This is a genomic window from Halocynthiibacter namhaensis, assembly GCF_000812685.1.
GTDB lineage: Bacteria > Pseudomonadota > Alphaproteobacteria > Rhodobacterales > Rhodobacteraceae > Halocynthiibacter > Halocynthiibacter namhaensis.
The window spans coordinates 22347-40958 of sequence record NZ_JWIF01000028.1; the positions used below are offsets into that span (position 1 = coordinate 22347).

General features: G+C 53.6%; 24 protein-coding genes and 1 tRNA gene. 10 read left to right on the forward strand and 15 right to left on the reverse strand.

Annotation, left to right across the window (positions count from 1 at the left end; all coding sequences use genetic code 11):
* The first annotated feature begins 2 nt into the window (after positions 1 to 2).
* The 3 genes from paaI to RJ38_RS05400 are packed head-to-tail and all read left to right on the forward strand — an operon-like array spanning position 3 to position 2385.
* Positions 3 to 452, forward strand: coding sequence for a hydroxyphenylacetyl-CoA thioesterase PaaI (gene paaI, locus RJ38_RS05390; protein WP_039017900.1), 450 nt, complete (start codon positions 3 to 5; stop codon positions 450 to 452).
* Positions 453 to 467: 15 nt separating this feature from the next.
* Positions 468 to 1781: a phenylacetate--CoA ligase PaaK gene (paaK, locus tag RJ38_RS05395; protein WP_039017876.1), complete on the forward strand. Its 1314-nt coding sequence runs from the start codon at positions 468 to 470 to the stop codon at positions 1779 to 1781.
* Positions 1782 to 1791: 10 nt separating this feature from the next.
* Complete coding sequence (locus RJ38_RS05400) at positions 1792 to 2385, forward strand: TetR/AcrR family transcriptional regulator (protein ID WP_039017901.1); 594 nt, start codon at positions 1792 to 1794, stop codon at positions 2383 to 2385.
* Positions 2386 to 2387: 2 nt separating this feature from the next.
* Here the strand turns inward: RJ38_RS05400 and RJ38_RS05405 are convergent, their stop codons facing one another.
* Genes RJ38_RS05405 through pcaF form a run of 8 tightly spaced genes read right to left on the reverse strand, consistent with a single transcriptional unit; the run spans position 2388 to position 8708 of the window.
* Entirely contained in the window at positions 2388 to 2975 is a 588-nt protein-coding gene (locus RJ38_RS05405; RefSeq protein ID WP_039017877.1) for a GNAT family N-acetyltransferase, read from the reverse strand.
* 59 nt (positions 2976 to 3034) lie between these two features.
* The gene (locus RJ38_RS05410; protein ID WP_039017878.1) at positions 3035 to 3793 is read right to left on the reverse strand and encodes a Phenylacetic acid catabolic protein; all 759 of its coding nucleotides are present in this window, start codon (positions 3791 to 3793) and stop codon (positions 3035 to 3037) included.
* A 58-nt stretch (positions 3794 to 3851) separates the two neighbouring features.
* Positions 3852 to 4928: a 2Fe-2S iron-sulfur cluster-binding protein gene (locus RJ38_RS05415; protein WP_039017879.1), complete on the reverse strand. Its 1077-nt coding sequence runs from the start codon at positions 4926 to 4928 to the stop codon at positions 3852 to 3854.
* Between the two features lie 25 nt (positions 4929 to 4953).
* Entirely contained in the window at positions 4954 to 5427 is a 474-nt protein-coding gene (paaD, locus tag RJ38_RS05420) for a 1,2-phenylacetyl-CoA epoxidase subunit PaaD (RefSeq protein ID WP_039017880.1), read from the reverse strand.
* Position 5428: 1 nt separating this feature from the next.
* A complete protein-coding gene (gene paaC / locus RJ38_RS05425) occupies positions 5429 to 6196 on the reverse strand; it encodes a 1,2-phenylacetyl-CoA epoxidase subunit PaaC (RefSeq protein WP_039017881.1) in 768 nt (255 codons plus the stop codon).
* Positions 6196 to 6480 (reverse strand): 1,2-phenylacetyl-CoA epoxidase subunit PaaB, encoded by a 285-nt coding sequence (gene paaB, locus RJ38_RS05430; RefSeq protein ID WP_039017882.1) that lies wholly within the window; start codon positions 6478 to 6480, stop codon positions 6196 to 6198. Before paaB ends, paaC begins: the two co-directional genes overlap by 1 nt.
* A gap of 19 nt (positions 6481 to 6499) precedes the next feature.
* On the reverse strand, positions 6500 to 7492 hold the full coding sequence (gene paaA / locus RJ38_RS05435) for a 1,2-phenylacetyl-CoA epoxidase subunit PaaA (RefSeq protein ID WP_039017883.1): 993 nt from the start codon (positions 7490 to 7492) through the stop codon (positions 6500 to 6502).
* A gap of 13 nt (positions 7493 to 7505) precedes the next feature.
* Positions 7506 to 8708, reverse strand: a complete 1203-nt coding sequence (gene pcaF / locus RJ38_RS05440) for a 3-oxoadipyl-CoA thiolase (protein ID WP_039017884.1) — start codon at positions 8706 to 8708, stop codon at positions 7506 to 7508.
* 228 nt (positions 8709 to 8936) lie between these two features.
* Here pcaF and RJ38_RS05445 point away from each other — a divergent pair, with 228 nt between their 5' ends.
* The 4 genes from RJ38_RS05445 (at position 8937) to RJ38_RS05460 (ending at position 12378) form a co-directional block, all read left to right on the forward strand.
* Positions 8937 to 9605 carry a Crp/Fnr family transcriptional regulator gene (locus RJ38_RS05445; RefSeq protein ID WP_039017885.1) on the forward strand — a complete coding sequence of 223 codons (669 nt, stop codon included), beginning with the start codon at positions 8937 to 8939 and terminating at the stop codon, positions 9603 to 9605.
* A 159-nt stretch (positions 9606 to 9764) separates the two neighbouring features.
* Positions 9765 to 10673 carry an MBL fold metallo-hydrolase gene (locus RJ38_RS05450; RefSeq protein WP_238321654.1) on the forward strand — a complete coding sequence of 303 codons (909 nt, stop codon included), beginning with the start codon at positions 9765 to 9767 and terminating at the stop codon, positions 10671 to 10673.
* 11 nt (positions 10674 to 10684) lie between these two features.
* Positions 10685 to 11020, forward strand: coding sequence for a protein tyrosine phosphatase family protein (locus RJ38_RS05455; protein ID WP_052245212.1), 336 nt, complete (start codon positions 10685 to 10687; stop codon positions 11018 to 11020).
* Positions 11021 to 11157: 137 nt separating this feature from the next.
* Positions 11158 to 12378, forward strand: a complete 1221-nt coding sequence (locus RJ38_RS05460) for a TsoY family (seleno)protein (protein ID WP_039017886.1) — start codon at positions 11158 to 11160, stop codon at positions 12376 to 12378.
* 88 nt (positions 12379 to 12466) lie between these two features.
* On the opposite strand, the gene RJ38_RS05465 is transcribed toward RJ38_RS05460, so the two are convergent.
* The 6 genes from RJ38_RS05465 to RJ38_RS05490 form a co-directional block, all read right to left on the reverse strand.
* Entirely contained in the window at positions 12467 to 13270 is an 804-nt protein-coding gene (locus tag RJ38_RS05465) for an ABC transporter substrate-binding protein (protein ID WP_039017887.1), read from the reverse strand.
* Positions 13267 to 13983 (reverse strand): ATP-binding cassette domain-containing protein, encoded by a 717-nt coding sequence (locus RJ38_RS05470; RefSeq protein ID WP_039017888.1) that lies wholly within the window; start codon positions 13981 to 13983, stop codon positions 13267 to 13269. The genes RJ38_RS05465 and RJ38_RS05470 overlap by 4 nt, the downstream gene beginning before the upstream one ends.
* Positions 13977 to 14681, reverse strand: coding sequence for an ABC transporter permease (locus RJ38_RS05475; RefSeq protein ID WP_039017889.1), 705 nt, complete (start codon positions 14679 to 14681; stop codon positions 13977 to 13979). Before RJ38_RS05475 ends, RJ38_RS05470 begins: the two co-directional genes overlap by 7 nt.
* Before the next feature lie 101 nt (positions 14682 to 14782).
* Positions 14783 to 15433, reverse strand: coding sequence for a GntR family transcriptional regulator (locus RJ38_RS05480; protein WP_039017890.1), 651 nt, complete (start codon positions 15431 to 15433; stop codon positions 14783 to 14785).
* A 68-nt stretch (positions 15434 to 15501) separates the two neighbouring features.
* Complete coding sequence (locus RJ38_RS05485; RefSeq protein ID WP_039017891.1) at positions 15502 to 16179, reverse strand: M48 family metallopeptidase; 678 nt, start codon at positions 16177 to 16179, stop codon at positions 15502 to 15504.
* Positions 16176 to 17063 carry an alpha/beta fold hydrolase gene (locus RJ38_RS05490; protein WP_039017892.1) on the reverse strand — a complete coding sequence of 296 codons (888 nt, stop codon included), beginning with the start codon at positions 17061 to 17063 and terminating at the stop codon, positions 16176 to 16178. The genes RJ38_RS05485 and RJ38_RS05490 overlap by 4 nt, the downstream gene beginning before the upstream one ends.
* 213 nt (positions 17064 to 17276) lie before the next feature.
* On the opposite strand from RJ38_RS05490, the gene RJ38_RS05495 reads away from it, so the two are divergent.
* From RJ38_RS05495 to RJ38_RS19485, 3 genes are all read left to right on the forward strand, one after another.
* Entirely contained in the window at positions 17277 to 17600 is a 324-nt protein-coding gene (locus RJ38_RS05495) for a TIGR02300 family protein (protein WP_039017893.1), read from the forward strand.
* Between the two features lie 135 nt (positions 17601 to 17735).
* A tRNA-Ala gene (locus RJ38_RS05500) sits at positions 17736 to 17811 on the forward strand.
* Positions 17812 to 17902: 91 nt separating this feature from the next.
* The gene (locus RJ38_RS19485; protein ID WP_420319410.1) at positions 17903 to 18208 is read left to right on the forward strand and encodes a DUF6538 domain-containing protein; all 306 of its coding nucleotides are present in this window, start codon (positions 17903 to 17905) and stop codon (positions 18206 to 18208) included.
* Here the strand turns inward: RJ38_RS19485 and RJ38_RS05505 are convergent.
* Positions 18136 to 18612 (reverse strand): IS3 family transposase (locus RJ38_RS05505; protein WP_039017894.1); only part of this gene is annotated, 477 nt, incomplete at its 5' end. The two genes, RJ38_RS19485 and RJ38_RS05505, sit on opposite strands and share 73 nt — an antisense overlap.

Here is an 18612-nt window from a genome sequence, read left to right on the forward strand (position 1 = left end):
CTTTGACGCCGCAACAACGCGCCGAAAAATCGGCAGAGGCCATGTGGTCCGGTGACGGTGCCAGCACCTGGCTTGGGATGGAGTTGGAAGAGGTTCGCGAAGGCTATGCCCGTCTTGGCCTGACCGTACAGCGCCACCATACCAACGGCCATAAAACCTGCCACGGCGGCATCAGTTTTTCCCTCGCGGACAGCTGTTTTGCCTTCGCCTGCAATTCGCGAAATCAGGCCACCGTCGGCCAGCACGCGATGATCAGCTACCTAAAACCCGCCTTTGAAGGCGACCGATTGACGGCTGAGGCGCGTGAGGTGTCCCTTACTGGGCGCTCGGGCGTTTATGACGTGCGCGTCACCAAGGAAAACGGCGATGTGATCGTAGAATTTCGCGGCATGTCCCGCGCGGTCAAAGGCCAATTGTTCGACGAAATGACCGATGAAGCCCGTAAGGGCTGATGAGGAGAGAGACCCATGAAAGACCTGACACCAAAGAAACCCGATCTCGACCCGATTGAAATCGCTTCCCGCGATGAAATCTCGGCGTTGCAGCTGGAACGCATGAAAAAGACCCTGCGTGCGGCTTATGAAAACGTGCCGATGTATAAGAAGCGCTTTGATGATGCTGGCGTGCATCCCGATGACCTTAAGGATCTGAAAGACCTCGCGAAGTTCCCCTTCACCTATAAGAACGACCTGCGCGACAACTACCCATTCGGCCTGTTCGCCGTGCCACGTGAACAGATCGTGCGTCTGCATGCGTCATCGGGCACCACCGGCAAGCCAACCGTTGTGGGTTATACCGCCAATGACATTTCCAACTGGGCGGATCTGATTGCGCGCAGCCTGCGTGCCTCCGGCGTGAAACCCGGCAATATCGTGCATAACGCTTATGGATACGGATTATTCACAGGCGGCCTTGGTGCGCATTATGGTATTGAACGCTTGGGCGCGACGGCTGTGCCCGTGTCTGGTGGACAGACCGAACGTCAGGTCAATCTGATCCAAGATTTCCAACCACATGCGATCATGGTTACACCTTCTTATATGTTGAACATCCTGGAGCAATTCCACAAAGCGGGTCTTGATCCCAAGGAATGTTCGCTTGATGTCGGTGTTTTTGGGGCAGAGCCTTGGACAAACGCGATGCGCCTCGAGGTCGAAGCGGCCTTTGATATGCATGCCGTTGATATTTACGGTCTATCTGAGATCATGGGCCCAGGTGTCGCAAATGAATGCGTGGAAACCAAAGACGGTTTGCACATCTGGGAAGATCACTTTTACCCGGAGATCATCAATCCTGAGACTGGCGAAGTGTGTGAAGACGGTGAGATGGGCGAACTTGTGTTCACCACCTTGACCAAAGAAGGTCTGCCGATGATCCGCTATCGCACCCGCGATTTGACACGTCTTCTGCCAGGCTCGGCGCGTTCCATGCGCCGGATGGAAAAAATCACGGGTCGTTCTGATGATATGATCATCTTGCGCGGGGTAAATGTCTTTCCAACCCAGATCGAAGAACAACTTATGGCAACTGGCGGCCTTGCGCCGCATTTCCAGATTGAACTTTATAAATCTGGGCGTATGGATGCGATGCGCGTGTTTGTTGAGGCTGAATCGGATGCAACTGACAACCTGTCCAGAACCGCTGCCGCACGTATGTTGACCAAACGGGTTAAAGATATTGTCGGCGTTTCATGTGAAGTTGTCGTCGGAGACCCCGGCGCAGTGGCGCGCTCCGAAGGCAAAGCGCAACGCGTTGTCGATAACCGCAATAAGTCTGAGTGAGGATAACCCCCTGGCCCGTACCATCGCAAAAGATCATGATCAAAAGCGGCTTTCAATCCTGAAAGCGGCAGCAAAAACCTTTGCAACAGAAGGGTTTGATGGCGCATCCATGGCCCAATTGGCGCGCGAATGCGGGATATCCAAAGCCAATATTTATCACTATTACGGCAGTAAGGATGCGATCCTGTTTGATGTTTTAGATGCCTATTTGACTGATCTACGCACCCGGATTTGTGATTTTCCGTTGACGGGGACGCCTGCGGAAAATCTGCGGGCGTTGATTGGCGAAATCTTGATGGCTTATCAAGGGGCGGACCACGAACATCAAGTTCAGGCTGGGGGGATGACGTCCTTGCCTGAAGAGCAACAAGTTCTCTTGCGCGGTTATCAACGAGACATGGTGCACAGTTTGAACGATGCGATCCGCGCGGTAAAACCCGATGCTTTTGCCGATGATAAAGAAAAGCTGCGCAATATGACGATGTCGGTGTTTGGCATGTTGAACTGGTATTATATGTGGAATTCAGGTGCGGGAAGTGCGGCGCGCGAAACCTACGCAAATCACGTTGCGGATCTCACACTTGGAGGGCTGATTGGTTTGTAAAATCAGCTGAAGCGTTCCAGTTTATGACGCAAGTTCATTCTCACGGCCGACCATTCCCCGGAAATAATCGAAAAACAGACCGTATCACGCAAGCTGCCATCCGGGCTGACCATGTGATTGCGCAGAATACCGTCTTGCTTTGCACCCAATCGCGCAATGGCCGCGCGGCTTGCTTGGTTCATGAAATGGGTGCGGAATTCAACGGCGATACAGTTCAGATCTTCAAAGGCATGAGACAGTAACAACAGTTTCGCCTCGGTGTTCAGCCCGCTGCGCTGAACAGATTTTCCGTACCAAGTAGACCCGATTTCTACCCGACGATTGCCAGCGTCGATGTTCATGAATGTGGTCATGCCAACAGGCGTGCCATCCGGGGTCATCACCGTGAACGGCTGCATGTCGGGAAGGGACAGACGGCGGGTGATCTCTGCTTCCATACCTTCTGGCGTGGGCACGGATGTGTACCAAAGGCCGGGGATTTCCGCGCAGGCCCGTTTCAGATCATCGGCGTGATCCATGGAAAGCGGGGCAAGGATGACGTGGTCGCCTTGCAGGGTAACGGGTGCAGGCCAAGTGCAAGTTGGTGTCATGGTGGTCCCTCAATATATTGGGACCAGCCAATCATGCAAATCGTCAGCGGGCAACCGAATTATGCTGGGCTTAAACCGATTTGCTTCAACACGCCTGCGGCCTCGGCCTGCCAGCGGGTGCGCATTTCGTCCGGGCTGTTACGGCGCAGCCCCATGGTTTTCAGGCTTTCAATACGGTCAGAACCCGCCGCGCCAAAGCTTGCCGCAACTCGGGGCCACCAATAATCAACCGAGGTCTGAAGCGTCGCGGCATCGGTATCCGCGATCAGGGCGACCAGCCCTTCTTCGGCCAGTTCCGCATGGCGTGCTTCCACCGGTGTGATCGTGCGAAAAACTTCGGCCAGCGGTTGATAGGACACCATCTGAAAATCGGCCAATTGCACACAGACGGCACGACCCATGAGCAGATTCATCACCACCGCATCGGCCCATGTCGTTAGAGGATAGTTGAACACCGCAAGGCGCATATCTTGTTGCACACGTTGGGTGCCGATGGCGGCGTCACGGTCAAGGCGGGCTGTCCAGGGATGGTGATTGGCGTAACGTTCCGCATCAACGCCAAATTCCGCCATGAGCTTAAGAACCATGTCGGCATGATCGGTCTTTTCCAGCACGATTTTTGCCGCCGCAATGCGGGATTTGATGCCAGGCCCAAGGTTGATGATATCGGCGAAACCAGCAGCGCCCGCCAATTCGCTGTCCACAAAACTGGTCATCAATTTCAACAGTTCGGCGCGATAACGGGGCGGCACGTTATGTGGGTTACTCAGAACGCCACCCTTGGCCAGATAGCTTTCAATCGACATATCTTCAGACATCTTTTTTCCCTCACGTCTAAAACGAAAAACCCGCCGGATAAGGCGGGTCGTTCAGAAATTATTGATCGTAATCCACAACAACCTTATCGGTCACCGGGTAGGATTGGCAGGACAGAACATAGCCCTTCGCCACCTCGTAATCTTCAAGCGCATGGTTCGCGGCCATCTCGACCTCGCCCTCAATCACCTTGCAGCGGCAGGTCGAACAGACCCCGGCCTTACAGGCCCAAGGCGCATCCATGCTGTTGTTGCGCGCGGCGTCCAAAATGGTCGTATCGCGGTCCATGGTGATGGTTTGGGTGGACCCATCCAGCGTGATCGCCGCCGTGGTTTGTCCTTCAGAACTGGTTGCGCCTGTGCTGGCGGCTTTCTTTTTGGCGCGTCCGGGTTGTGAAGACGCAAACAGTTCAAACTTGATCTGTGCATCTGTCAGGCCAGCACCGCGCAGAGCGCTTGCAATGCCCAACATCATCGGTTCCGGACCACAGATAAAGGCTGTATCCACATGTTCAATGTCAATCCAACCTTTGAACAGTTCAGCGCATTTTTCCTCAGTCACAAGGCCGGTGAATAGATCAATTTCCTGGGCGTCGCTTTCCAGAATATGGATGACATTAAAACGCCCCATATAGGTGTTTTTCAGGTCCTCAAGTTCTTCGCGAAACATGATCGAAGTCACGGATTTATTGGCATAAACCAGCGTGAAACGGCTTTGTGGTTCAGCGTTTAGCGTGGTCTTGACGATCGACAACACAGGCGTAATGCCGGACCCGCCTGCAAAGCCCAGATACTGTTTCTGGTTCGCAGCATCCAGCGGGGTAAAGAAACCACCCATCGGGGGCAGGGCCTCAATCATATCGCCTGCTTTTAGGTCCTCGTTGGCCCAAGTGGAAAAGGCACCGCCGTCCACACGTTTGATGCCAACCTGCAAAACGCCATCATTCTTGCCTGCGCAAATCGAATAGCTGCGGCGCAGTTCTTCGCCGTCAAAATCTTGGCGAAAGGTTAGATACTGGCCTTGGGTAAAATCGAAATCGCCTGCCTGCGCATCATTGGCAGGTTTCAGCGTCACAACCACCGCATCGCGGATGGTTTTTTGAATATCGGTAACGATAAGCTCGTGGAAACGGGCCATAGTATCCTCCCTTAAAGCATCCGCATCAGATGCATTTGAAGTAGTCAAAAGGTTCAAGACAGCCCAAACATTTCCACTGCGCTTTGCAGGGGGTCGAGCCGAATTGACTAAGTTTCTCAAGATGTGTGCCGCCACATTGGGGGCAACGTTTGGGGCCGCCCGCCGCTGTTGGCGGGGCAATGCCGTATTTTTCCAGTTTTTCCGCACCTTCTGGGGTCAACCAATCGGTGGTCCAAGGTGGAAAAATCTGTTGTTTCAGACGGATATCCGTCATCCCTTGGTCCCGTAGGGCAGTCTCGATATCAAGGTTGATGATCGAGGTCGCAGGACAGCCGGAATAGGTCGGGGTGACAGTGACAACCAGGGTCTCACCATCATAAGCCACATCGCGGATGATCCCCAGATCGGTCAGGGAAATCACGGGGATCTCCGGATCGGGAACGGCGTGCAGCCAGTCCCAGATCTGATCAATAGGGGGATGTTCCGCAATCTGTGTCATATCACCAGCTCGCATCCGGATAGACCCGCTGCAGCCATTGCATGGACGTCAGCAAATGGCCCAGATGTTCCGTATGGATCGATCCATCACGCCCGCCCTTATGTGCAAATGTGCTTTGCGGGATGTTCAGCGTGGCTTGGGTCAGAACGCGGGTGATGATCGCATCAAATTCACCGCGTAGACCGGCTGGGTCCGTCGCAATACCTGCTGCAACCATGTTTGCATCCACATCGTCAGATGCGAACATCTCACCGACATAGGGCCAGAGATATTCAAGCGCGGCCTGCATGCGATCATGGCTTTCTGCGGTGCCATCACCAAGGCCAACAATCGTGTCACTGGAACGCTCCAGATGATAGGCAACTTCTTTAGAAGCCTTCGCAGCAATGCCTGCCACACGCTCATCCGATGATTTCTGCAGATGCGCGAGGGTCACAGAGGCCCAGGCATCAAACAGGAACTGACGCATCAACGTCTGCCCGAAATCGCCATTGGGCATTTCGCAGATCAGGAAGTTGCGAAAATCCCAGACGTCCCGGCGGAAGGCCAGCGCATCGGCGTCTTGGCCTTTGCCTTCGACTTCGCCTGCAAGACCCAGCCAGAATTGCGTCTGACCGATCAGGTCAAGGGCCGTGTTCGCCAGCGCGATATCTTCTTCCAGCACTGGCGCATGCCCGCACCATTCCGACACCCGATGCCCAAGCACCAGCGTGTTGTCACCCATGCGCAGCAGGAACTGAAACAGGGCCTGTTGATCGACATTTGCCATTACATATGCCCCACTTCGTCAGGGATGTCATAGAAGGTCGGGTGGCGGTAAACCTTGCTTTCGCTTGGTTCAAACAGTGGGCCTTTATCGCCAGGTGCGGTTGCTGTGATGTGCTTGGCTTCTACCACCCAGATTGACACACCTTCGTTTCGGCGTGTGTAGACATCGCGCGCGTTTTTCACGGCCATTTCAGCGTTTGGCGCATGAAGTGAGCCGACGTGACGGTGGCTCATGCCATGTTGACCACGGATAAAAACTTCCCAGAGGGGCCATTCGTTTTGCATTTGATTTCTCCTCGAAATTTTATTCAGCGGCCAGTTTGGCAGCGGCTTTTTTCTGAGCATGGACCATCAGCCCTTCGCGCACCCAAGCACCATCGTCCCAGGCTTTGTTGCGCGCCGCGAGGCGATCAACATTGCACGGACCATTGCCTTTGATCACGTCAAAGAACTCGTTCCAGTCAGGATCGGTGTAATCATGCTGACTGGTTTCCTCATTCCAAACAATCGCGTCATCCGGCAGATCGAGCCCCAAGAATTTGATCTGTGGCACGGTCTGGTCTACGAATTTTTGACGCAGCTCGTCATTGGTGTTGATCTTAATTTTCCAAGCCATGCTCTGTGCGGAATGCACGGAATCTTTATCCGAGGGGCCGAACATCATAAGCGACGGATACCAAAGACGGTTCAATGCATCCTGCGCCATTTTCTTTTGCGCAACAGTGCCTTCCGCCATCTTGCGGATCGCGTCATAGCCCTGACGTTGGTGGAAACTTTCTTCCTTACAAATGCGGATCATCGCACGCGAATAAGGGCCGTAAGATGTGCGTTGCAGCGGCACCTGGTTCATGATCGCCGCCCCATCCACAAGCCAGCCCACCGCGCCAATATCGGCCCAGTTCAGCGTGGGATAGTTGAAGATGGAAGAATATTTCATCCGGCCATCGAGCAACATTTCTGTCAGCTCGTCGCGGGTCACGCCAAGGGTCTCAGCAGCGGAATACAGATACAGACCATGGCCCGCTTCATCCTGCACTTTTGCCAGCAAAATCGCTTTGCGCTCCAAGGTCGGGGCGCGGGTGATCCAGTTGCCTTCGGGCAGCTGCCCGACGATCTCAGAATGGGCGTGTTGACCCATCTGGCGGATCAATGTCGCGCGGTAATCATCGGGCATCCAGTCGCGCGGTTCAATCTTGATATCCGCGTCGATCTTGTCCTGAAAATCACGTTCTTGATCCGTCATCTCTTCACGAGATTTGACGCCAGTGCCTGCGGATTTAACCATTTGTGCATACATCGGTGATCCTCCCCTATACGCGTTCGATGATGATGGCGGCCCCTTGGCCGACACCCACGCACATGGTGCAAAGCGCATAGCGCCCGCCTGTGCGTTTCAGTTGATAGGCGGCCGCCATCACAAGGCGTGCACCAGACATGCCCAGCGGGTGACCAATCGCGATCGCGCCGCCATTTGGGTTCACATACGCTGCGTCATCAGGCAGGCCTAATTCACGCAATGTGGCGATGCCTTGACTTGCGAAAGCTTCATTGAGTTCAATGACATCCATGTCCTCAATCGTCAGACCAGCACGTGCCAAAACCTTACGTGTTGCGGGCACTGGGCCAATGCCCATGATGCGCGGTTCAACGCCTGCGGCTGACATGCCAACGATCCGGGCCATCGGTGTCAGGCCGTGTTTTTCAGCGGCTTCTTTTGAGGCAATCAACAAGGCCGCAGCACCATCATTCACACCCGAAGCATTGCCTGCGGTGACGGTCAAATCAGAGCCGTTCACGCCTTTGAGTTTACCCAATTTGGCGGCATCTGTACCGGGGCGCGGGTGTTCATCTGTGTCAACGACAATCGCGTCGCCCTTGCGCTGCGGCACTTGAACGGCTGTGATCTCATCGTTGAAAATACCCGCGTCATTTGCGGCGGCCCAACGGGCCTGACTACGTGCGGCAAAATCATCCTGATCGGCGCGGTTTACATTGTAATCCGCCGCTACATTATCAGCGGTTTCAGGCATGGAATCTGTGCCATACATCTTTTGCAGTTTCTTGTTGATAAAGCGCCAGCCGATGGTTGTATCAAACATCTGCGCCGCACGTCCAAACGCCGAGGTCTGCTTGCCAACGACAAAAGGTGCGCGCGACATGCTTTCAACACCGCCAGCAATTGCCAAATCGTAATCGCCAGCCTTTACACCACGAGCTGCCATGCCCACCGCATCCATGCCAGAGGCACAGAGGCGGTTCACGGTCGTACCGGGAACATCTACCGGCAGACCAGCCAGAAGGGCTGCCATACGAGCCACGTTGCGGTTGCTTTCGCCAGCCTGGTTTGCATCACCAAAGATCACATCATCAACGCTGGACCAATCCACTTGGGGATTGCGCGCCATCAAGGCGGCAATCGGAAGGGAGGCCAAATCATCAGTGCGGATAGAGGATAGCGCGCCCCCGTAACGACCAATCGGTGTTCGCGTTGCGTCGCAAATATATGCGTCCATTAATGTGCTCCCTTATTCGGTGGCATGCGTTCGTACAGGTCAATAGCCGACCGTGTGGTTGGGATATGCCGGATTTTGATTCGTTGCAATTTAAATGTTACAGAATTTTTGATAATGTTGATTGCTGTAACGTATTTCGTGACGTTTCTTGCTGTTTACACGCTTCATCATAGACCTGTATTTTGTAACGGCATAGTTTGCTCGGATATAGATAGGTGTTGAGAGAACATGGATAATTCCAACTGGATCGAACGTTTCATGGGGCTTTCCCAACTTAAGCCTGCATTGCGAGAGCAACTGACATTGCGCAGCAAAATCGTGACCTTGCCTGTAGGGGCCGTGATTTTTGGGCCAGATAAGACCCCGGAAAATCTATTGTTGCTGCTGGAAGGGTCGGTTCGGGTTCAGCAGTTGTCGGAAGGTGGTCGCGAAATCGTGCTGTATCGTGTAAACGCGGGCGAAAGCTGTGTGATGACCACAGCCTGTCTATTGGCATATGACGATTATTCCGCCGAGGGGATTGCTGAAACCAAAGTGACCGCCGCCGCCATCCCGCGTGTTGTGTTCGAGGAATTGATCTCGACCTCGGAAACCTTCCGCCGGTTTGTGTTTACCGCCTATTCCCGTCGGATCACGGACTTGTTTCGGGTGATTGAAGACATCGCGTTTCAACGTATGGATATTCGTCTCGCCCAACGCCTGCTTGAACTTGCTAAGTCCGGCGATGTGATCCAATCCACACATCAAAAAATGGCAGCCGAACTGGGCACGGCACGGGAAGTGATCTCGCGGCAGTTGCAGGAATTTCAGCGCCGTGAATGGGTGGCGCAGCGAAGAGGTACAATCACTTTGCGTGACAGGGATGCTCTGGAAAGCCTGGCGGCGACGGTAGTCTAATGGCTTTGGTGACAATGTCACCGATACCTTCAAGGCACCGAACTATGAGAAGTAAACATGACGCGGTTTAAGCGGCGACACCCTTGTCAGCTTTTGTGCGCTCTGTACACTTGCGGGTATCAGAACGAGGCGCTGCGAAGCCAAAGAGGAGACCGGAATATGACTGACGACCAGATTGTCACGGGCGTGGAAATGCCTATTTCGATGGATGTGCAGCCCGAGGTTGCCGCTTTCTTTGACCCGGCGACCAATACCATCAGCTATGTAGTGAAGGATCCGGCCTCTCGAGCTTGCGCAGTGATTGATAGCGTGATGGACATTGATTATGCGGCGGGGCGGATCACGTCTAAAAATGCGGATAAAATCATCGCATTCATTCAGGAAAATAACCTAAACTTGGTGTGGCAAATCGAAAGCCATGTACATGCGGATCACCTTTCCGCAGCGCCCTATATTCAGGATAAGTTGGGCGGAAAAATAGGTGTCGGACAGAACATCACTATGGTGCAAGACGTCTTCGGTAAGGTGTTCAATGAGGGTACCGAGTTCCAGCGCGATGGCAGCCAGTTTGATCGGCTGTTTAAGGAAGGTGACGTGTATCACGTCGGCGAAATGACATGTTTCGCCATGCACACGCCGGGTCACACTCCGGCCTGTATGGTGCATGTGATGGGCAATGCGGCCTTTGTAGGGGACACGCTGTTCATGCCTGATGGTGGCTCTGCTCGGGCTGATTTCCCGGGGGGATGTGCCGCGGAACTATACGACAGCATTCAGCGGGTTCTTGCGTTACCTGACGAGATGCGCCTGTTTATGTGTCATGACTATGGTCCCAATGGCCGTGAAATTCAGTGGGAAACCACCGTCGCCGAGGAGAAGGCGACCAACATTCATGTGGGCGGTGACAAAACAAAGGAACATTTTGTTAAGTTTCGCACAGAACGTGATGCAATGTTAGATATGCCGAAATTGATTATCCCGGCGTTGCAGGTAAATATGCGTGCGGGGGAAATACCTAGGGACGAGCACGGCGATCCTGTGCTTAAGGTGCCCGTAAATAAACTTTGAAGGAAGTACACATGAATTTGCGTCAGGTTTCCGACACTTTAAGTGTTTGCCCGCAGCTTACATCAAGCGACATCGCAGGCGTCGTAGATGCTGGCTTTAAGTCTATCGTTTGCAATCGCCCCGATGGCGAAGAAGGGGCGCAGCCAATGTACGGCGAGATTGAACTCGCGGCCAAACATGCGGGTCTTGAAATCCGTTATGTTCCGGTGACTGCGGGTGCGATCAGTGAAGACAATGTGTCTGAGTTCTCGCAAGCGTTGAAAGAACTGCCCACGCCTATTTTGGCCTATTGCCGCAGTGGCGCGCGTTGCGCGATGTTATGGTCCTTGTGCGAAGACGGATCGTAAAAGTCACTGACATCATGTGTCGTTTCAATTGAAAAATTGGTGACGAATGTAACAATATCACCGACGGCCGCGTTGGATGCAGGCAGTATCTCCCCAATACCGAAATTTTCGGTTCGTTTCATAACGGGAGACAACTCATGTCTGTTCATTCACACAATACGGCCAGCGAGAACTGGTCGCCGCTTTATTTTCTGGCCGCGCTCGGGGCCGGTGGCCTGTCGGTCACTTTTTTCATGTATTTGATGTTTTGGGTGCCGCATCCTGGCCGTCCTGTTCCGGTGTTTGAGGACATGATGTCATTCTTTGCCAGCGCTGGTGGATTGGGCAAAGCCACAGTGATTATTGCCATGATAGGGATCGCTGTGATGACGGCCCTGCATCTGTATCTGATGGTGTTTAACATGCGCCAATTGACAGCATTCAAGAAAACAAAAGCCTATCAAATGCTGATGGGATCCAACGCCGAGACACAGTTGTTGGCTGCCCCCTTGGCTGCCGCGATGACGATCAACGCAGGGTTTATTGCAGGTTTGGTCTTTGTTCCGGGCTTATGGGGCATCGTAGAATATCTATTCCCATTGGCTTTGATCGCATTTGTGGCGGTTGAGGTTTGGTCGTTCAGCCTATTGGGTGGCTTCCTCGTTCGTGTTTTTACAGAGGGTGGGTTTAACCACAAAGCCAACAATTCCTTCGCGCAAATCTTGGCATCTTTCACGTTATCTATGGTTGCCGTTGGCATGGCCGCGCCTGCAGCGATGTCCGAAACGCCTTGGGTTGTGGCTGCGTCCCTGTCTCTGTCCAGTTTCATGATGATGACGACCGTGGTCGTTGCGGCAGTTGCGCTTGTGTTGGCTGTTTGGTCTATCCTTGAACATGGCGTGAATGAAGAAGCCGCACCAACGCTTATGGTGATTGTCCCATTGTTGACGGTTGTTGGGATTGCATTGCTGCGGATTGATCATGGGTTGCACACAACGTTCGACGTGTATGGCGCCAAAGGTGCAACCTTCTTGATGCTGACACGCATACTTGCTGTACAGATTTTGTTTCTGATGCTTGGTGTCGCTGTTCTCAAGCGTATCAATTACAACGCAAAGTTTCTGACCCCTACAAGCAAGCGGTCCGCCGGTTCTTACGCGTTGATTTGCCCCGGGGTCGCGCTTTCCGTGATGTTGCATTTTTGGGTGAACAAGGGGCTTGTTGCTAACGGGGTGATCGAGAAGTTCTCAACTGTATACTGGATTGCGAACATTCCTGCCTTGGCCGCACAGCTTGCGATGATTGCGCTGCTTCTTAAGTTGCATCGCCTGCACTTTGCCAAAGGGTCACATGCCGGTGCGACCATGCCCGCAGAATAAATGGCCTTGATACGCCCCGGGCCTAAGCACGGGCCTAGATAACATGGGCCTAAATAACACGGGCCGGGGCATATCTTTGGCGAATGCCCTATCGGGTGGCGTTGAAAGTGAACAGTTTTTCGCCATCGATTTCATAGGCGTCAATCAAGCTTTGGGCGCGTTCTGATGTCAGCCAGTTTTCAAGCTGTGCCGCCAGATCAGACTTAGCATGTGGGTGCAATTCGGGATTAATCGGCAAGTAGGCATATTGGTTGAACAGGGCTTCGTCGCCTTCAAAGACAAGCAGTAATCCAGCCTTGTTCCCAAAGTTCAGCCAGCTGGCCCGGTCTGACAAAATATAGGCATCGATGCCCGCTGCCGTATTCAAAGCAGCCCCCATCCCTGATCCAGTTGCGCGGTACCAATCTGCGGTCTCGGGCTGAATACCAGCGTTTTCCCATAGGCTCGCTTCGCGCTTATGGGTGCCGCTGTCATCTCCTCGGCTGACAAAAGGTGCCGCGCCGCTGGACACAGCCCAGAGAGCTTCGGTGACGTTGTGGGCCTGCCCCGCCTGCGCGGGGTCTGCAGCTGGCCCAATCAGAACGAAGTCATTATACATGATCTCGCGCCGATGTGTGGCAAAGCCTGCTGCAATAAAAGCATCTTCTGCAGCGCGCGAATGCACAAGAATGGCATCGACATCTCCGGCTTGCCCAAGACGAAGGGCTTGACCTGTGCCAACGACAAGAAGCTGGGCTTCGATGCCGGTGTCTTCAAACAGGGCGGGCAGCAGGATATCGGAAAGCCCCGAATTGTGAAACGAGGTCGTGACCGCAAGTTTCAATTCTTCAGAGATGGATGGGGTGGCGAACACAAAAATAGCGGCCAATGTCGTAAATATTCGACGTATCATTCCAATATGTCTCCTTTAAGAAATGCGGTTGCTTGAGGGGTTTGCGGCGTCTCAAAAAACACCGAAGAAGGACTGTGTTCCACCAATGCGCCTTTGTGCATAAAGATCACAGTATTGGCCAGGCGCTGTGCTTGGCCAATACTGTGTGTGGACATAATAATACCTGTGTCGCGTAATTTTGCTTGGTTTAATAGCGCTTCGATCTCGCGCGTAGAGGGGCCATCGAGATTGGCGCAGGGTTCGTCCAGAAACAAAACTTGTGGGTTGCGGATCAACGCGCGTGCAAGTGCAAGTTTTTGTTTCTCGCCCCCAGACAGGCGCGTGGCGCGAAGCCCTTCATGCCCAGATAGGCCGATGTCGGCGCAGGCTTGTAGCGCGCGTTTCTCTGCTTCTTTCTTGGCCATGCCAATGAGGTGCAAAGGGTATGCAAGGTTTTCAAGAACGGTGCGCCGCAAGATGACAGGGGTTTGAAAAACAAAGGCTTGCTGAGCGCGTGCAACGGTGTCTGGCACAGCCCATGTGACACTGCCGGTGGAAAGTCGATCAATCCCGTGCATCATGCGCAAAAGTGTCGTTTTGCCCGCGCCGTTTGGTCCCATGACAATGGTGATACCATCTCGATTTAGGGCCAAATCAATCGGGCCGGCTAAGGTTTTGCCGCGTCGCTTGACGCTTGCTTCTTTTAGGGTGAGGGGGAAAAGCGCTTTTACCATCGGCCCGCGCGCTCCGTTCCGGTCAACCAGTGGATCGTCAGGTTCACTGTCACGGCCAAACCGATCAGCACCATGCCAAGGCCCAACGCCATTGCGAAATCACCTTTGCCGGTTTCCAACGCGATTGCGGTGGTCAAAACGCGTGTCGCGTGATCGATGTTGCCGCCAACCACCATGATCGCGCCGACTTCGCCGATGGCACGGCCAAATCCGGCCAGCGCGGCGGTCAGAAGATTACGGCGACCATCCCACAGAAGTGTGCGTACCCGTTGCCCGAGGCTTGTGTTCAGCGAGATGAGTAAATCGTGATATTCGCTCCACAGATCACGTAAAGCTTGATGTGTAATTGACGCGATCAACGGCGTGATGATCACGACCTGGGCGATGATCATGGCGGTGGGGGTGAACAGCAAGTTCAACACGCCAAATGGCCCGGATCTTGACAGCATCAGGTAAACGACCAGCCCGACCACAACGGGGGGCAGGCCCATCAGAGCATTCAGCATGGCGATCACGAAACGCCGCGCCCAAAAGCGTCGCAACACCAAAAGGGCCCCCAATGGCATCGCGATCAGGCAGGATATGAAAAGGGCGGACACAGTGACACGCAAAGATCGCAATGTGATCTCGTACAGATCGGCGTCAAAGCTGATCAGCAGCCAGGCAGCAGCCCGTAAACCTTCCCAGATGTCGCCCATTACGTGTCGTACCTTTTGTTTCACGGGCTTATTGCCGCAAATTATAACCAAGCGAAAGCTGCAAGACGACGGTCCAACCCTTCTTTGCGAAAAACACGGTTTTAACTGACCAACATCCGCAAGCCCTGTGTGGCGTCAGCCCGTACCGCAAGACGCAAGCCTGGTTCATCCCCAGCGCGTAAAGCAGCGATGATCAGCCGGTGATTGGCCGGGGGCTCTGCCCGGCGCAATCGCCCATATAGCGCGCGCATCGTCGGTCCCATCTGCAGCCAAACCGTCTCAATCATCGCCAACATTGCAGGGGCTTGGGCACGCAAATACAGGGTGCGATGGAATTCGAGGTTTGTGCGAATATAGGCGACGGCGTCTTGTTTTACGACGGCTTCGGCGACGCTTGAGTTGATCATCTGCAACCGATCAATCAACGCCATATGTGCCCGTGGAAGTGCGCGCGACGCCAATTCTGGTTCCAATAATGCACGCAGGGCAGCCAATTCTTCAATGCGATCATTGGACAGGGTGGGGGTGGATACCCGGCCTGAGGCAGATATCGTTAACGCGCCTTCGGCGGACAACCTGCGCAGGGCTTCACGCGCTGGGGTCATCGAAAGGTTCCACTTGGCTGCCAACCCTCGCACGGTCAAGGATTCGCCCGGTGCGAGTTCACCATGCATGATCTGGGTGCGCAAATTACGATATAGCACATCATGGGCTGGCGATTGGGATTCTGTTGGCTTGGGAACACTGTGCATGTCAGACTGTGATCACAAAACATGACCCTTGGTCAAGGGTGCCCGAGGTTTTGCCTATTAAGAATGGGTTAGAATTTCCATGCATGCAGTTGCCCGCCATTTTCGCGAAGCCAAGCACGCGGCCCTTCATAGTTGGGAAAAATTTGGGCAACCAAATTCCAGAAATCTCGCGAATGGTTCATCTCGCGTAGATGCGCGACTTCATGGGCTGCGACGTAATTTAACACGTCCGGCGGGGCCATGATCAGACGCCAAGAATACATCAGTTTGCCTTGTGAAGAACAAGATCCCCAACGTGATCGGGTGTCGCGCAACTGTATCGCGCTATAGCTCACACCGAGGGCGTCAGAATAACGATCAGACGCTGACACCAATCGGTCACGCGCCAAAAGCTTCAACAAGGCTTCCAGTTTTTTCCGGGAAATCTCGGGTGATCCCGGTGCATAAAATACTTCATCGATCAGCTTTGCAGCGCGCCCCGTGCCTGGTTTGATGGGATGGTTGCGTCCTTCAAACAACAGATGATCGCCAACGGAAGGGCTTTGCATCGCGTGCTGCCCTTCCAATTGCTTGCGGATCCATGGGGCTTTTTCTTCCGCGAAGGCGCGCGCGTCCGATTCTTTCAGGCGTTTGGGAACGGAAAGCGTTACCCGCCCATCCAGGCGTGACACCCGCAATGTCATCCGCCTTGCCCGCGCATTTCGCTTTAGCTCGACTGCGACAGGGGGATCACCCGACAAAATCATGCGGATATGCTTTTGAAGAAGTCTGTTAAGATACGCGCGGTCTCTTCCGGGGCTTCCTCGGGCAGAAAGTGACCACAGGGCAGGGGGGCACCGCGAACATTTACCGCGACGTCTTCCCAAGCAGCGATCACATCATAGAGCTTGGCAACCAAACCTTTGTTGCCCCAAAGCGCCAACACAGGTTGTTGCAGTTTCTCCCCGGTGCTGCGGGCGTCGTGATCCAGATCGATGGTGGCGGCGGCACGATAATCTTCACAGGTTGCTGCGATCGTTTCTGCTGTGAAACAACGTTCGTATTCAGCCAAAGCCTCGGGCGTGAAGGCGGCGGTATTGCCTTTGCTCCAGGCGGATAGATTGCTGTGCAAATAGAAACCTGGGTCAGCGCCTATCAACTTTTCAGGTAGTGGTGCGGGCTGAATCAAGAAGAACCAATGGTAATAGCCGGTCGCAAACTCGGCGGTTGTGTTGGCGTACATATGCGCGGTCGGGGCAACATCCAACACGGCCAAGGCCCGGACCGCATGCGGGTAGTCACGCGTCATACGGTGGGCAACGCGCGCACCACGATCATGGCCCGCCAGTAAGAATGTCTCATGCCCCAATTTCCGCATCAAACTCATTTGATCCGCAGCCATGGCCCGCTTGGAATAGGCAGCATGGTCAGCAGAGCTGATGGGCTTATCCGAGTCGCCATAGCCGCGAAGATCGCTGATCACGACATGATATCCCGCAGCCACCAACAAGGGGGCAACCTTATGCCAGCAGACATGTGTTTGCGGGTAGCCGTGCAATAGCAAAATCGCGGGTCCTTCACCAGCGGTGCGCACACGCAAGGTGATACCCGTGTCAACGTCGATCAATTGGTCTGTGAAGCCTGAAAACATATTGCTCGTCTTTGTTATGCGCTGTTGTGATATACGTGATTTTGCGCGGGTCCGAACACTCTATATGGGCTGATTTACACTCACAACCACTGTTGTGGCGTATAAAACGCTTCAATTTCGTATGGATTGGGCAAAAGCCTTTGACCTTTGCCCAATCATGTGGCAGTTCATCGCGACTCTCTTAAGCAGACTCGCACAGCGAAGGGAAATTCCATGCCCAAAGAAGAATGGGGCGTAAAACGTCTTTGCCCGACAACCGGGAAACGTTTTTACGATCTGAACAAAACACCACCCGTCAGCCCATATACTGGCGAGGTTGTTAATATCGACACCAGCGGTAAGGCACGCAGCCTTTCTGCCGACAAAGCCGAAAGTAAACCAGAAGATCTGGTTGATGACGCAGAAGTTGTTTTGGATGATGCAGACGACGACACCACAGATGTAGATCTGGGTGATGACGTTCTGGATGATGAAGACGAAGGCAATGTCTCTCTCGAAGAGATTGCAGACGTTCCAGCCGAAGACGACGACAATTGATTTTCCGGTGGGGTTTACGTCCCGCCGCGAAAAAATAAAAAATTACGTCGGGGCGGCGATATCTACTTGAACTGCCCGGACGAACCTTTTAGACACCGCCTCACAGACTTAGATCTGCTGCGGCGATCTAAAGATGGGGCCTTAGCTCAGCTGGGAGAGCGCCTGCATGGCATGCAGGAGGTCAGCGGTTCGATCCCGCTAGGCTCCACCAATCACCAATTCCAGCTTTATAAATAAGATACTTCCTTATTACACTAGGCTTTTGGGTGGATTTTACTACGATTTGGTACTACGAGTTGCCTATGCTTCATCCACGTACCGCACCCAAAATATACCGACAAAATGACACTTGGCATGTCCGTGTTTATGTACCCAAACCTGTGGTGCATTTGGTTGGGAATAGAGAAATTCACCGCAGTACTGATGAGACCAATCGTGCGGCGGCGCTCAAGGTGGCGGAAAAGAAACGTTCGGATTTATATGTTTGGTTTAATGAGTGGTCTTGTCCCGCTTACGTTCCGGTCTCTGAACTCATTTATGCGGCCTTTCGCTCAAAAGCCAAGGGACTTTTCCCGCCAAGCGATGAGTGGCGACGGCGCGGGTTATAGAACCCGTTGATATACTGGAAGATCGCGCCTTCAGCCTGACGGCGTGTGTCCCAACGGTTGCGCCAAATCAGCTCAGCCTTAATGGATTTGAAGAACGTCTCGACCATAGAATTATCATAACAATTTCCCTTGCCGCTCATCGAGACCTTGAAACCGTGCTTGGACAAGCGCTTCTGATACTCATTTGAGCAATATTGTGAACCACGATCCGTATGGTGAATGCAATCCTCCGGTGGTTGGCGCAAAGCAACGGCCATATCTAACGCCCGGATTGCCAGATCCTTCTTCATGCGGTTACTGATAGCCCATCCGATGACGCGGCGAGAATACAGGTCAAGGATGACGGCAAGATACAGCCAACCTTCGCTGGTCCAAATGTAGCTGATGTCGCCAGCCCATTTCTG